General features: G+C 63.4%; 12 protein-coding genes and 1 tRNA gene. 2 read left to right on the forward strand and 11 right to left on the reverse strand.

Translation table 11 applies throughout. The annotated features are described in order from the left end of the window. Positions 1–7: 7 nt before the first annotated feature. The 5 genes from LK12_RS14670 to LK12_RS14690 all read right to left on the reverse strand — a co-directional run bounded on the left by LK12_RS14670 (position 8) and on the right by LK12_RS14690 (position 6,222). A complete protein-coding gene (locus LK12_RS14670) occupies positions 8–1,036 on the reverse strand; it encodes an alcohol dehydrogenase catalytic domain-containing protein (RefSeq protein WP_039285622.1) in 1,029 nt (342 codons plus the stop codon). Continuing rightward, entirely contained in the window at positions 1,033–2,223 is a 1,191-nt protein-coding gene (locus LK12_RS14675) for a sulfotransferase family protein (RefSeq protein ID WP_039285626.1), read from the reverse strand. The genes LK12_RS14670 and LK12_RS14675 overlap by 4 nt, the downstream gene beginning before the upstream one ends. 13 nt (positions 2,224–2,236) lie before the next feature. Further along, on the reverse strand, positions 2,237–3,409 hold the full coding sequence (locus tag LK12_RS14680; protein ID WP_039285627.1) for a hypothetical protein: 1,173 nt from the start codon (positions 3,407–3,409) through the stop codon (positions 2,237–2,239). 4 nt (positions 3,410–3,413) lie between these two features. After that, on the reverse strand, positions 3,414–4,253 hold the full coding sequence (locus tag LK12_RS14685) for an SDR family oxidoreductase (RefSeq protein ID WP_039285630.1): 840 nt from the start codon (positions 4,251–4,253) through the stop codon (positions 3,414–3,416). A gap of 208 nt (positions 4,254–4,461) precedes the next feature. Next, positions 4,462–6,222, reverse strand: a complete 1,761-nt coding sequence (locus LK12_RS14690) for a methyl-accepting chemotaxis protein (protein ID WP_231568366.1) — start codon at positions 6,220–6,222, stop codon at positions 4,462–4,464. A gap of 394 nt (positions 6,223–6,616) precedes the next feature. Here LK12_RS14690 and LK12_RS14695 point away from each other — a divergent pair, with 394 nt between their 5' ends. Both LK12_RS14695 and LK12_RS14700 read left to right on the forward strand, forming a co-directional pair. Further along, entirely contained in the window at positions 6,617–7,852 is a 1,236-nt protein-coding gene (locus LK12_RS14695; RefSeq protein ID WP_039285637.1) for a cytochrome P450, read from the forward strand. Then, the gene (locus LK12_RS14700; RefSeq protein ID WP_039285639.1) at positions 7,849–8,451 is read left to right on the forward strand and encodes a TetR/AcrR family transcriptional regulator; all 603 of its coding nucleotides are present in this window, start codon (positions 7,849–7,851) and stop codon (positions 8,449–8,451) included. Before LK12_RS14695 ends, LK12_RS14700 begins: the two co-directional genes overlap by 4 nt. Here the strand turns inward: LK12_RS14700 and LK12_RS14705 are convergent. The 6 genes from LK12_RS14705 to LK12_RS14730 all read right to left on the reverse strand — a co-directional run bounded on the left by LK12_RS14705 (position 8,448) and on the right by LK12_RS14730 (position 13,708). Then, positions 8,448–9,413 carry a bile acid:sodium symporter family protein gene (locus tag LK12_RS14705; RefSeq protein ID WP_039285641.1) on the reverse strand — a complete coding sequence of 322 codons (966 nt, stop codon included), beginning with the start codon at positions 9,411–9,413 and terminating at the stop codon, positions 8,448–8,450. The two genes, LK12_RS14700 and LK12_RS14705, sit on opposite strands and share 4 nt — an antisense overlap. A 19-nt stretch (positions 9,414–9,432) precedes the next feature. After that, complete coding sequence (locus tag LK12_RS14710; protein WP_039285645.1) at positions 9,433–10,359, reverse strand: NAD-dependent epimerase/dehydratase family protein; 927 nt, start codon at positions 10,357–10,359, stop codon at positions 9,433–9,435. Then, complete coding sequence (proB, locus tag LK12_RS14715) at positions 10,356–11,486, reverse strand: glutamate 5-kinase (protein WP_039285648.1); 1,131 nt, start codon at positions 11,484–11,486, stop codon at positions 10,356–10,358. The genes LK12_RS14710 and proB overlap by 4 nt, the downstream gene beginning before the upstream one ends. Positions 11,487–11,607: 121 nt before the next feature. Then, a complete protein-coding gene (obgE, locus tag LK12_RS14720) occupies positions 11,608–12,663 on the reverse strand; it encodes a GTPase ObgE (RefSeq protein ID WP_039285651.1) in 1,056 nt (351 codons plus the stop codon). Between the two features lie 98 nt (positions 12,664–12,761). Beyond that, positions 12,762–12,837: transfer RNA gene (locus LK12_RS14725), tRNA-Ala, on the reverse strand. Between the two features lie 127 nt (positions 12,838–12,964). Next, the gene (locus tag LK12_RS14730) at positions 12,965–13,708 is read right to left on the reverse strand and encodes a hypothetical protein (protein WP_231568367.1); all 744 of its coding nucleotides are present in this window, start codon (positions 13,706–13,708) and stop codon (positions 12,965–12,967) included. Positions 13,709–13,777: the final 69 nt, after the last annotated feature.

The following is a 13,777-nucleotide window of genomic DNA, read 5'->3' on the forward strand; positions in this document are numbered from 1 at the left end:
CTCTCCGTCAATTGCAGAGCACGTGGACTTTCGTTTCGTTGTTGGGACCACGCAAGGTTTCGAACATGGCGGGCATGTCCGTCAGGCCGATGTTGTCACTGACGATGGCTTTGGGATCGGGCGTCGCGGCGCCGCGGATACGGTCGCGATCGAGTTGTTCGGCGATGTAGATGAACTCCTTCATCGAGTACCCGACCGCAAACTGCATCGAAACGCACTTGTAGCTGGCCATGCCCGGGATCACGGGATCCGGGACGGTGCAGAAGCCGAGCGAAATGATCCGGCCGAACTGTGCGGCATGCATCACGGCCTTCATCAGCATGCCTTCCGCCCCTACGCATTCGAGCACGACTCGCGGCGGGCCGCCGAGAATTTCCTGAACCTCCCCAATCTCTTTGTCGCCGAAAGCGACGAAGGCATCGGCGCCCATTTCCAGGCACAGGTCCTTTCGGCGTGAAGAGCGGGACATGGCGACAATGCGGCCCGCCCCCAGTCGCCGCGCCCAGTAGATCGCATAAAGCGCCACCGTGCCGCCGCCCAGCACCACCACGCTGTCGCCGGGCTGGATATGCGCCATCTTGGTGCCGTAGAGGCTGATCGCCAGAGGCTCGATCAATGCCCCGTCCGCCATGGATAGCGTCTGCGGCAGCCGCGTGGCGACACTGGCCGGCACTTTCGCCAGTTCCGCGAAACCCACCATCGCCGTCCCGGGACTTTCCTGACACAAGACGTTGTTGCCGTGCGCCGTGCACGAGGAGCAGGTCCCGCAGGCTACCGAGGGCAGAACGGCAATCCGTTCTCCCGTCTTCCAGCCCGAGACTTTGCTGCCGACCTCGATGATTTCGCCGGCATATTCATGACCGAACTGGACGCCGCTGCCGTAGTCCCACATGCCGCCCTTGGTAAAGGAAAGGTCGGTACCGCAGATGCCACAACGGTCGACGCGGATCAGCAAGTCGCCGGGGCCGGGAACCGGATCGGCAACGTCCTCGATCACGATGGACCTGCCCTCGCCCGGATAGATCGCAGCTTTCATCGTTTCCTCTCCACCAGATCGTAGCGTTCGATATAGTCTCCGAACGGCGCGCGCGCCTCTTCCTCGGTCATGCCGAAATCGGCGATGGAGTAGCGGTGGACGCCGTGCTGCAGTTCAGGCTTTTCCTCGATCCGCTGCGCCAGTGCCGCGCGCGTATTCTCGGGGATATCCATGCCGATGAAGCCATAGATCTCCTCCAGCGTATCCATGGGACGCGCATGGAAATCCGCGTGGATCACATCGAGCACCTGCCCCGGATGCTTTTCCCGCACGCAGTCGGCCTTGCGCACGGCATGGGCCCACTTGGCAACCTCGCGCTGCAGGAGGTTTTCCGCGCGCTGCTGCGGCCGGTCGCCCTCCATGATGGTGTTGAGGTTCATCAGCAGCGAGACGAGGCTGGGCACCGCCTTGGCCGGATCACGGTGCGTCTGGATCACCCGGGAGTCGGGGAAGACCGCAAAGAGCAGGTCGAGGTGTTCGATGTGCCCCGGATTCTTGAGCAGCCAGCGCTTGTCCGGATCGTTCATGCCGATGAGCTGGACGCACTTTGCGTAGTGCCGATAGGCCGCATCTTCGGGCTGGCATTGCCACCATGCGTCGTAGGTCGCCGCCGACCAGCCACAGGACCACAAGTTCGAGACGAACGACTGACGCAGCACCATGCAGCATTCGTGCACTTCCTCGGCCGCGCGGTAGTGTGCCGCCTTGGCATCTGGTGCCGCTGCATACTGCGCCTCGAGTTGCTCCACGGTCTTGCGGAATTCCGGGTACTCGCTCCAGGTTTCGATGGGCGGACGCGGCATCGGACTGTCGAGCAGCCATGTCTGCAGCCCCTGAAAGCGCGGATCGACGGCCAGCAACCGGTGCAGCGCCGTGGTTCCCGTGCGTGGCACGCCGGTGATGACCACGGGTGCAAGAATCGGGGCCGCAGCGAAGCCGGGGTTGGCCTTCATCGAGGCGTAGGCCTGCGCCCTGCCCCGCAGCACGCCGATCACCATGCCCCAGGCCACCCGCCTTCCGGTCTCGGAAAAATGCGGATCATAGTCCATGGATTGCAGCAGCACCTTCAGACCCCGCAGATAGTCATCGGGGCCGAAATCGGTGAGGCCGGTTTCAGCAGCGACGACCTCATGCAGCTGATCGATCGCGTGGCGGAAGGCTTCTGGCGGATCGTAGCTCAGGTCCATAACCGGCTCCTTTTCACCACCGCCGCCGGCGCTGGCAGGCCACGACGCGGCGGCGAATCTCCTCGGCGCGCTGCTCTGGCGTCACTACGGGGGTGTCGCCGGGAAGATGCTCGCGCAGATCCGCCAGCTTCACGCGCGCAATCGTCGGCACCGGCTCGCTGTCACAATCATACCAGCGGCCGTAGATGCCGCCTTCCTTGTAGCCTGCCGGATCGAGCCAGTTGGGCACGCCCGGATCGGTCAGCGCGATCACGCCGCGATACTTGCCGTCGCTGGACAGCGTGGCCATGGCCCCGTTGGTACTGCTGAGGCGATAGACGTATTCGAGCGCGTTGAAGTAGGGATCGTTGAGCTGGACATTCCAGTAAGGCGCGCGTGCCGGGATCTCGGTCTCGATGATGAGCGCCTCGTCCTCCTCGAGCTGGAATACCGCCGGCCAGTAGGTCTGCTTAACCAGGGCTCCAGGCATGCGCAGCGGCTCGAAGACGTTGAAGCCGACACGCTCCTTCACACCATTCTGCATCGCGTAGTAGAGCTTAGTCTTCCTCGCAGGAAACTTTGCCATCTCCTTGATACGATGCAGGATCTCCTCGGGCGTCAGGCGCGGCTTGGGCGGTACGGGATCGAGGCATTCGATCGACAGAACCGGGTCGACCTCGCTGTGCCAATCGTACATGCGGTAGCGAGTAAACATGCCGCGCGCCTCGGGATCGATCGGCGCCCAGTGGCCTTCGTAACCCTTGGGCCGCTCGGCGCTGAAAATGATCGAGAAGTCCTCGCCCAGTCCGATGCCGATGTCGTTGGTGTCGAGTTCGTTGTGCCCGCCCGGTCGCGGCAGCTCATCGACCGTCCCGGAAAGGGCCTTTTGTGACGTAAAAGAAAGGATCTTGCAGGTGCCGCGATTGCCAGAGACGCGGTAGGTGAGATCGCCGCGGATCGGCGACTGGACATAGATGTCGTCGGGATTGGGTTGCAGCGTGTAGACCGGATTCCACAGCGGCGCCCAATCCGGATGCTCGGCATCGGCGTGGAAGTACATGAAGTAGGCGTAGGACAGGCTCGTCATCGTCTGACGGTAGACGTCGGCACGGTAGGCCGGGTCGTCTGGATGCCAGGTATCCTTCAGGTTAGCGACCGCCCCTTCGAGGTCGGAAAGATAGGCGAGAATGGTGGGTTCGATATCCATTGCTTCACTTGCCCCCGGTCATGAAAGAAGGATCGATGGCGCCGGTATAGACACCGCTGGCAAACCCCTGATCGGTGAGCAGGAAGGCCCCGGTCACGGCGGCATTGAGCGGTGAATTCAGCAGGATCAACGGCCAGGCCTGTTCCTCCGCCGTGGCCATGCGGCCGAGCGAGGGATAGGGCCAGGCGTCGAGGAAACCATCGGGCAGGTGCGGCCCCTGTTCGTCCATGAACGCGGTCTTGGTGGGACAAGGGCCAATGGCATTGAGGCGGATACGCCGCTCGTTGCCGAGCTTGACCGCGGCGTTCTGGACCCAGACGACCAGCATCTCCTTGGACGATGTATAGCCGTCGCGCACCCGCTTCTCCAGATCGGCCTCGCACCATGCCAGCGCCTCGTTTGGGTCAGAAATCGCCAGCATTTCAAGGCTCTGCACCAGGTTCTTCTGCCAACCTAGAGCTGCATCCGATGAGATCAGCGCGATCCCCGCTCCATCACGCAGCGACGGGAGCAAGCTTTCGACGAAGTGCCGCGTGCCGATGTAGTTCACCTGCATGCAGTACATCGGGCCTTTCACCGTCGGCGGCAGACCGGCGCAGGAAAACACGAAATCGATCGGTGCCAGATCGGCCAGGGCGCCCGCCACTTCGCGAACCGCCGGAAAATCAGCCAGGTCGACCTTGTAGAAGCCTTCGTGAGACACCGTGGGCTCGCGAATATCGACGATATGCACTTTAGCGCCGAGTTCGCCGAGTATGCGAGCGACCTGTTCGCCCATGCCCGAGGCGCCGCCGGTGACCACCACCGTCCTGTCGCGATAGCCAAGCCCGTCGAGGCGCTGCATGCCTTGCTCTCCTTCCCCATACCCGGTCGCGGTCGCAGGCCGCACTGTTCGAGAATCGATGTTCCCACTTGATAGTACGGACTATCTTTGCAGGCTAGGGAGAGCGGATCGCCATGGCGAGGAATGACAAGGCCCCGGTCGTCCGGCATGGAGCCGGCCGACCGGGGCCTTGGGAATAATGTATGGTAAACCCGACCGGGTCAGTCGGTCAGAATTCCGACCAGTCGGCATCATCCACGATCTGGACGGCCGCGTTGCCGGATTGAACGGGAACGGCTTTCGCGCGGTGCGCGGCGGCCAACTTCGGCGCGCCTGATGCGGGCTTTGCCGAGGCAAGGGGGATCAAGGCTTCACTGCCGATCCTGAACCCTCCGACCAGCGCCGAAAGGGTATCGGCTTCGCTTGCCAGGCTGCGTGCAGCGGCTGTCGCTTCTTCGACCATGGCAGCGTTCTGCTGGGTCACGACGTCCATCTTGCCAATCGTATCGTTGGTATCGCGCAGGTTCGCAGCCTGTTCGGACGATGCGGTGGTGATCCGCGTGACCACTTCGGTGGCAAGGTCGATGCGATCGATGATGGTCGTGAGGGCCTCGCCCGTCTTGCGCACCATCTCGACGCCGGAGCCTACCTGCCCGGAGCTGGTCTCGATAAGTTCGCGGATGTCCTTGGCCGCTTCGGCCGAACGCTGGGCGAGACCGCGGACCTCGTTGGCAACCACGGCAAAGCCCTTGCCAGCATCGCCCGCCCGGGCAGCCTCGACGCCTGCGTTGAGCGCCAGGAGGTTGGTCTGGAACGCGATAGAGTCGATCACCGCGATGATCTGGCCGATTTCGCCGGTGGACTTCTCGATCTGCTCCATGGCGGTCACGGCCTGTCCGACCACTTCGCCGCCCCGACGCGCCTCCGCAACGGCGGCATCGACGCTGCGGTGCGCCTCTGCGGCACTTTGTGCCGTCTCCTGCAGCGCCTGGCTGAGAGAACTGACCGACGTCGCCGTGTGACCCAGCTCGCTGGCATGCTGCTCGGTGCGCTGGGCGAGATCGTTCGATGCCTGGCTGATCTCCATCGAACCGGTGCGGATCGCCTGGGTCGAGCGTGAAACCGATTCCATCGCCTCGCGCAGGCGCAAGGCCGTCGCGTTGAAATCCCTCTCGAGCTGGCGGTAGGCCTCGCCCAACCGAGGCAGTTCGACGGTGAGATCGCCGGCAGCCATCGAGCGCAGGCCGTTGCCGACCAGATCGATCATCTCGCGCGCTTCGGCATCACCCTGCGCCTTCGCACGGAGGGCGTCGCGCAAGCGCGCTGCCGCGCGGGCGAGATCGCCGACCTCATCGCTGCGGTCCATATTCTCGATGGTCTCATCGAACCGGCCCGCCTCGATCGCGCCGATGGCGCTGCGCAGTGAATCCAGTTCTTCACCGATGCTGTTGCGGATGGCACGGGCCATCAGATACGACACAAGCCCCGCCACGGCGGCAAGGCCAACCGTGATAAACATCACCCAATGGGCAATTGCATCCTGCGAGGCGGCGACCTCCTCACTACGCGCGACGACCGGCTCGCGAATCTTCTCGATGCTGTCATCTACCTCGTTGCCGATCGCAGCCACGCGGTCGAGTTCGGAGGGGCTTGCCTGTCCCTGCGAAAACGCTTCGCTGACGGCAGTGGCATAGTCCTTGGCTTTGGCGCTGACGGCATCGACATGGCCCATTTCCTGCGCGTCGGTATGGGCTCGCGTCTCACTGATCGATGTCTCGAAATCCCGCGCGTTGCTTCGCCAGCCCTCAGACGTTTCCGGCGTGCCATATACCGCGTGGCGGAAAACGTCGCGTTCGAGAGACGCGAAATCCTTTTCCAGCAGGGCGGCGAACAATGCCTGCTGCGACGTTTGGTCCTTGAGGCCCGTCATGTGCAGCGTAAGCAGCGAACCGACAACAGCCGTGACGACAAGACATAAGGCCACAGCCACCGCCGCGAACGACTGAAGAGAAAGCCGACGGGAAATCGACTGCCGGCGCAACCAACTCCCCCCCTGCGAAGATCCGTAAGACATCGTTTTCAACCTTTCACCTGGCGCCCCGAAAAGACTGCATGAACGCAGTTCTACATACCCTCCGTTAAGCCCACTCTTTGAAAAACGGACTTCGGCCGCATAAGCGAATGTCCTGAGAACGTTCGTGATGCGTAATCCACTGGCTTTCGCCGAGTCAGACGTTTGCCGATCATCTGACTGGCGCAATTGCCTCATAACACCCAAATTTCTTTATTTTTTTCCTTCTGCGCGATCTATGCTAACAAACTGATTGGCATTAATCCCCGAGTCCCAAGCATGCGACCGGTGGCGTTGCGAGAGGAACATATTCATGAGCGCACAACGACTGGCCGATCTGGACCTGGCCCATCTCCCCATCGAGACGGCCGAATTCGCCGCCGATCCCAACCCCTGGCTGGAGCAGGCTCGCGCCAAGCACCCCTGGCTGGCATCGAGCAACATCGGCCCGGTGCTGACCTCCTATCGTGCCATCGACGAGATCATGCGCATGGACGATGCGCTCAAGATGCCCGGTGGCGAGATCGTCTCGATCATGGGCGCCGAGGGCACGGGCTGGGGCGACTTCGCGAAGGAGATGATGCTGGTGCGCGAAGGTCCGGACCACCAAAGACTGCGCGGATCGGTAAGCGCTGCCTTCGGCCCGAACAATGTCAAGCGCATGCGCCCGGTGATGGTGGAGACGATTTCCGCCCTGCTCGAAGAATGGGCCCCAAAGGGATCCTTCGACTTCGCCGAATTCGCCGCCAATTTCCCGGTACGCGTGATGTTCGCGCTGATCGGCGGCGACGTGAGCAAGCTGCCAGAGATCATCGCCTCGCTGGAAGTGCAAGGCACCAGCTTCAACATGATCGTCGAGGACATGCCGAAAATCGAGGAGGCCTATCAGGTCCTGTGGCGCTTCGTGGACGATCTGATCGAGGAACGTGGACCCGACGCAGGCAAGGGCGACCTGCTCGACGACCTGATCGCTTCCAATACGCGCGGCGACCTGACCGACAAGGAACTGCGCCAGATGCTCGTTTTCCTGTTCGGCGCCGGCTACGATACGTCGAAGAACCTTCTCACCCTGCTGATGAACACCATGATCGATCACCCCAACATCTGGCGGCGATGCGCGGAGGACAAGGACTTCTGCCGGCAAGTCGTGCGCGAGCAACTGCGCCTGACGAGCCCTTCCAACACCTACCGCGTGACGACGCGCGAGGTGACCTGGGGCGGCGTGACCATCCCGGCCAATACGATGCTGCTGTTTCCGCTCGGTATTTCCGGGCGCGACCCGGCCATGTTCGCGGACCCGCTGACGTTCGATCCGAACCGTCCTGACCGCACTGCCCCTCTCGCCTTCGGTCGCGGAATGCACATCTGCCTTGGGCAGTTCCTCGCCCAGGCAAATGTCGAGGAAGGAACGCACCTGATCGCACAAAGGCTAAGGAATCCGCGCCATTCGGCACCAGCCCAATGGCGCAGCTTCGCCGGCGTCTGGGGCATCAAGTCGCTTCCCATCGCCTTCGATCCAGCGCCCGCCCGCGCTCCCGAACCGGCATGAACACCACCATCGCGCCCAAGCGCCGGATGGGCTCGCGCAGTTCCGCGACCCATGCAGCCCTGCTCGATGCGACGGAAGCGGTCATGCGCGAGGAGGGCTACGCAGCCGTCACCTCGCGCCGCGTGGCCGAGCGGGCCGGGATCAACCAGCAGACGGTCTATTACTACTTCGCCACGATGGACGACCTGCTGCTGGCTGCCTACCGTCGCCGCACCCGCCAGATGCGCGAGCGCGTGGAACAGGCGATGGATGCCGATCGCCCCCTGCATGCGCTGTGGCAATGCTTCGCCGATCCCTTCGATGCGGCGCTGACGATGGAATACCTGGCCCTCGCGAACCACAATGAAGCCATCCGCCGCGAGACGGTGGCTTTCGGCGAAGTCTTGCGCGCCATGGAAGTGGAGCGGCTGATACCGGCCACGAACATGGCCTTGCCCGATGGCGCGCCGGACAATCCGCTCGGCCTGGTCATGGCGCTGACGTGGGTGGCCCACCTCATGGGCTTCGAGGCCACGCTGGGCCTGCGCGGTGGCCACCGTGAAGCGCGTCAGCTTGCCGAATGGGCGCTGCGGCAGGTGGAGCCTGCCGGCAAGCGTTAGGCCTCTGCCTGCGCCGCAAAGCGGCGTGCCAGCACCGCGCAGACCATGAGCTGGATCTGGTGAAAGAACATCAGCGGCAGGATGATTGCGCCCACTTGCGCCTGTGCGAACAGGACGCCGGCCAGCGGGACGCCGGTGGCAAGGCTTTTCTTTGACCCGCAGAAAAGCAGGACGATCCGATCCTCCCGCGAAAACCCCATTGCGCGGCCAATCGTCGCGGCCACTGCCATCACCACCGTCAGGATCGCCAGCGACAGCACCGCAATCAATCCAAGCTCGGAAAGCGTCACCCGGCTCCAGAGCCCTTCGAGTACGGCAGCACCGAAGGCGGTGTAGACGACGAGCAGGATCGAGCCCCGGTCCACGTAGCCGAGTACCTGCTTGTGCCGCGTGACGAAGCCTCCGATCACCGGGCTCAGGAAATGCCCGGCCAGGAACGGCAGAAGCAGTTGCACAGAAATCGCGATGATCGGATCGGTCGAAAAGCCGCCCTGCTTGCCGGTTATGAGTATCGCCGTCAGCACCGGCGTCAGGAAGATGCCGGCCAGGTTGGAAAATGATGCGCTGCATACTGCGGCGGCCACATTGCCTCCCGCGATGGCCGTGAAGGCAATCGAGGACTGCACCGTCGAGGGCAACAGGGTGAGAAAGAGCACGCCGGTCGCAAGCGAGGGATCAAGGCCCGGAATAGCCTTAACCGCCAGTCCCAGGAGCGGAAACAGCACGAAGGTCAGCGACATGGTCGTGAGATGAAGCTTCCATGCCCGCGCCCCGTCGATGATCGCCTCGCGCGAGAGCTTGGCGCCATGCAGGAAGAACAACAGCGCGATACCGACGTCTGCCACGCCGCCCGCAACGCCCGCCCACACGCCTCGGGCCGGCAGCAGCGAGGCAAGGGCCACGGTGCCGACGAGAAGCAGCAGGTAGGGGTCTATGTTAAGCCGCGCGAGCAGGCGGTTCATGGCCGCAGGGTCTTTCCGGTCACAGCCACTTGTTCTCGCGGTACCACTGCGCCGTCGCCTTCAGGCCCTCGCGCGTTTCTATCTGCGGCGTCCACAGCGAGGATGGAACGGCTGCCTTCGGCGAGACGACCCAGTCCGGATGACTGAAGTACGCGGCCCGGTCCATGGTCATCTTCGCCTTGGTGCCGCGAAAGAACCTGTCCACCTTGGCCGACCGCTCGAGAGCCTTGCGCGAGAGGCCGAGCACCTTGGGCCGCCGCCCCATGGCCCAGCCGATGGCCCGTGCCATTTCGTAGTGCCCCCAGCCCTCGGGCTTGCCGTCGTCCGGCTCGAACAGGCGGCCGGACACGTCTTCCCGGCCCGGCACCAGTGCCACCAGCAGGCGGGCAAGGTCATCGACGTGGATCATCGATGCGCGCCCTTCGTTCGGCGTCGGAATCACGCCCCACCGCGCGGCGCGGAACAGCTCGAACATTTCCTTGTCGCGCGGCCCGTAGATCGCGGGCGGCCGCACGATCGTCCAGTCGAGCGGACTGGCCATCAGCAGTTTTTCGGCGCGCGCCTTGGAAGCGCCATAAGCGGACAGGGCGGGCTCGCGTGCCGAGAGCGAGGATACATGCACGAAGCGCGGAATACCCTTGGCAACGACGGTCTCGATGAGGTTGAGCGTCCCGGTGACGTTGCCCGCCTCGAAACCGGCGGTATCGGGAGCGTTGACGACACCGGCGACATGGATCGTGGCCTCAGCGCCGCGAGTCAGTTCGGAAAGCGCCACGGTGTCGGCAAGGTCGCCGCTAACCCAGCGGACGTTCTCGCGCGCGGGCTGGTCGCGGCGGGCAAGTGCCTGGACCATGTAACCGGCGGCCAAGGCCGCATCGAGGACAGCCTGACCGACGAAGCCCGTGGCGCCGGTCAGCGCAATGGTTGGCTGGTCCGTTTCGATCACTTGAGAGCCATCTGATCACGATGAACGACAGACGAGCGCGGGGCATAACCCAGCACGTCGGCCTGATCGCTGGAATGCAGCCCGGTTATCGCAGCGCATTCGGTCGCATCGTATTCGGAAAGGCCATGCGCTAGGACGCGCCCTTTCTCGTCGACGATTGCAACCGGATCGCCACGCTCGAAAACGCCCTCCACTTCGATGACGCCCTTGGCGAGAAGGCTCGACCCGCGCTGCAAGGCCGCCGCAGCCCCTGCATCGACGACGAGACTCCCCTTGAGACGCAGCCTTCCGCCGAGCCAGGCTTTGCGCGCGCCGGCCTTGCGACGCGGAAGGAACAAGGTGCCGATGCCCTGCCCGATTATGCGCTGCACCGGCCGGTCATGCTGGCCATTGCCGATGACCAGACATATCCCCGCCAGCTCTGCAATCTCGGCCGCCTGCAACTTGGAGACCATACCGCCCGACCCCATGCCGGAGTTGGATTCCGCACTCGCCATGGCATTTATCTCGGGCGAAATGCCTTCGACCAGCGGTACCATCTGCGCGCCTTCTTCTGTCGGATGGCGATCATAAAGGCCATCGATGTCTGACAGCAGCAGCACGGCGCTCGCCTGCGCCGCCTGCGCCACGCGCGCTGCAAGGCGGTCGTTGTCGCCGAAACGGATTTCGTTGGTGGCGACCGAATCGTTCTCGTTGATCACCGGCACCGCTCCGGCGTCCAGCAGACGTGTAAGCGTGGCCGTGACGTTGAGGTATCGGCGCCTGTCCTCGAGATCTTCCAGTGTAAGCAACATTTGCGCCGCCGTGAGACCATGATTGCCCAACAGTTCGGTCCAGAGCCCTGACAGCGCGATCTGGCCGACGGCAGCCGCCGCCTGCGCATCGGCGAGCGAGCCGCGGCCGCCCTTTTCAAGCCGCAAGGTGGCAGCACCGAGAGCGATCGCTCCCGAAGACACGACGATCACCTGCTGCCCGCGCCCGCGCGCCGCCGCAATCTCGTCGACAAGGCCAGCCAGCCATTCGCGCCGCACGCCCTGTTTGCCCACGAGCAGCGCCGATCCGACCTTGATCACAAGGAGCGGACAGCGGGCCGTTTCGGCAAGGTCGGAAAGAGAAGCGATCGCCATGGGAGCGCCAGCCTCTAGGAGAATTGCCGCGTTCAGGAAAGCTTATGTGTGCAATTCCACGCGCAAGTCATCGGGTTTCCTGAACGGATGGGGGGCTCGCAACCGGCCCGTCCGATAATGGTCAGATCGGCGACCACGGCTTTTCGTTGAGTTCTTCCTGTTCGCCCTCGGGCCTTTCGGTCACCGTCGCAGCGGGAAGATATTCGATCACTGCATCGAGAAGCTTCGACATGCCCTTGCCGGTAGCACCGGAGATCGGGAAGACTTCGTCCGCCCCGGCTCTCAACAGTTCCTTTGCATATTCGCCGGCCAGTTCGTCGTCGACGAGATCGATCTTGTTGAGCGCAACGAGACGTGGCTTGTCTTCCAGGCCGCTGCCGTAGGCCCCCAACTCCTCTTCGACGACCCGCATCGCCTCGACGGGGTCGGTGCTGGAAATATCGATGAGGTGGACGAGCACGCGGCAGCGCTCGATATGGCCGAGAAAGCGGTCCCCGATGCCTGCCCCGTCCGCGGCGCCGGCGATCAGGCCGGGAATATCGGCAAGAACGAACTCGCGCCCCTTGTGATGGACAACGCCGAGTTGCGGTCGCAGCGTCGTGAAGGCGTAATCGCCGACCTTGGCCTTGGTGTTCGAAAGCTTGTTGATGAAGGTCGACTTGCCGGCATTGGGCATGCCCACGAGCCCGACGTCGGCCAGCAGCTTAAGACGCAGCCAGACCCACATCTCTTCCGCCGGTTCGCCGGGTTGATGCTGGCGCGGCGCACGATTGGTGCTGGTCTTGTAGCTGGCGTTGCCACGGCCTCCCAAGCCGCCCTCCAGCATAACGATACGCTGGCCAGCTTCGGTGAGATCGGCCAGCACCGTCTCGCGGTCTTCGTCGGAGATGATCTGCGTGCCCACCGGGACCTTGATGACGAGGTCCTTGGCGGATGCTCCGTTGCGGTTCTTGCCCATGCCATGGCCGCCGCGCTGGGCTTTGAAGTGCTGGGTATAACGAAAGTCGATCAGCGTGTTGAGACCGGCGACGGCCTCGAACACCACGTTGCCGCCCTTGCCGCCATTACCGCCGTCGGGACCGCCGTACTCGATGTACTTCTCACGCCGGAACGACACAGCGCCCGGGCCGCCTGCGCCCGAGCGGATATAGATTTTGGCTTGATCGAGAAAATGCATGTGTCGAGTATCCGGCGGCTGTCAGAGGCGTAGGCATGTCCGCCCAAAATGCGAACGGCCGCAGCAATGTGCGGCCGGTCAGCGTGAATATCAATTACTGGTGGAGCCGAGGGGGATCGAACCCCTGACCTCGTCATTGCGAACGACGCGCTCTCCCATCTGAGCTACGGCCCCGTTCCAGTATGATCCCGATCGCGGCACTTGGCGCATCGGGAGCGATCCCTTAGCGAAGACAACTCCGCCATGAAAGAGCAAAAATGCGCGGGCAACCGAGATTCTGCCCGCGCTTTGCACCCTGCCCCTACTGGGAATAGGACTGCGGATTGCCCGACTGCTGCTCGACCTGCTGGTCGAAATCGGGCCGTACGGTAATCAACCCGCCTCCGTACCGCGCCTGCCAGGCCGCCAAATCTGCCTTGTATTGCTCATAGGCACTGAAGAACGACTTGAACGGCGCTTCCATCTTGGCGAGCCCGGAAAACGCATAGGTGTTGAACTGGCCGGGGTCGACCGTCTGCAGCTCCGTCGTCAGGTTCATCGCCGCATCGCAGAACCCGGAACTGACCGGCGGCAGGGCGAAGAAATTGTAGACCTGGGTCTGATAGGTCTCTCGCGCACGCAGCGCAGCCCTTGCGCTGTTGCCGGCGCGGAAGCTGGAATCGATCTCCTTGTTCGCGGCGTCGAGCTGCTTGTCGTAGACATCCAGGAAGCGCTTGTAGCCGGCGAGGATGGGCGCGTACTGCGGCTCCATGCAGTTGAGCGCCGCGACGTTGTAGGCCGAACGCAAGTTCCAGACCGCCTGCGAGGTCGAAATGCCGGTATTGACGGTATGGCGTTCGCCGTTGGCGTCGATCGGCGGAATGGTCATGTCCAGCGGAGCGCCAGAAGGCGGCGTGGGCATGGGCGGGATAACGACGACCGGCGGCGGCGGCGGCGGCGGCGGAGCAGGCGTCGGAGCGCATCCGGAAAGCACCGCCAGCGTCATGGCTACGGCCGATCCGGCCAGCAGGGGCAACCTGCGACCAAGGACTTTGAACTTTTCCACTTCCACCCGTTAAATCTCCATCACCGAGACGCAATTATTAGCGCCCCGGTGCGTCAAAGAAAATGCCCG

It is taken from the genome of Novosphingobium malaysiense (assembly GCF_000802225.1).
GTDB classification, from domain to species: Bacteria; Pseudomonadota; Alphaproteobacteria; order Sphingomonadales; family Sphingomonadaceae; genus Novosphingobium; species Novosphingobium malaysiense.

What these genes read in the sequence shown, in the direction of transcription:
- LK12_RS14700 (WP_039285639.1), top strand. Translation starts at nt 7,849, where the DNA reads ATGAACACCACCATCGCGCCCAAGCGCCGGATGGGCTCGCGCAGTTCC.
- LK12_RS14680 (WP_039285627.1), bottom strand. Translation starts at nt 3,409, where the DNA reads ATGGATATCGAACCCACCATTCTCGCCTATCTTTCCGACCTCGAAGGG.
- LK12_RS14670 (WP_039285622.1), bottom strand. Translation starts at nt 1,036, where the DNA reads ATGAAAGCTGCGATCTATCCGGGCGAGGGCAGGTCCATCGTGATCGAG.
- LK12_RS14675 (WP_039285626.1), bottom strand. Translation starts at nt 2,223, where the DNA reads ATGGACCTGAGCTACGATCCGCCAGAAGCCTTCCGCCACGCGATCGAT.
- proB (WP_039285648.1), bottom strand. Translation starts at nt 11,486, where the DNA reads ATGGCGATCGCTTCTCTTTCCGACCTTGCCGAAACGGCCCGCTGTCCG.
- LK12_RS14705 (WP_039285641.1), bottom strand. Translation starts at nt 9,413, where the DNA reads ATGAACCGCCTGCTCGCGCGGCTTAACATAGACCCCTACCTGCTGCTT.
- obgE (WP_039285651.1), bottom strand. Translation starts at nt 12,663, where the DNA reads ATGCATTTTCTCGATCAAGCCAAAATCTATATCCGCTCGGGCGCAGGC.
- LK12_RS14695 (WP_039285637.1), top strand. Translation starts at nt 6,617, where the DNA reads ATGAGCGCACAACGACTGGCCGATCTGGACCTGGCCCATCTCCCCATC.
- LK12_RS14685 (WP_039285630.1), bottom strand. Translation starts at nt 4,253, where the DNA reads ATGCAGCGCCTCGACGGGCTTGGCTATCGCGACAGGACGGTGGTGGTC.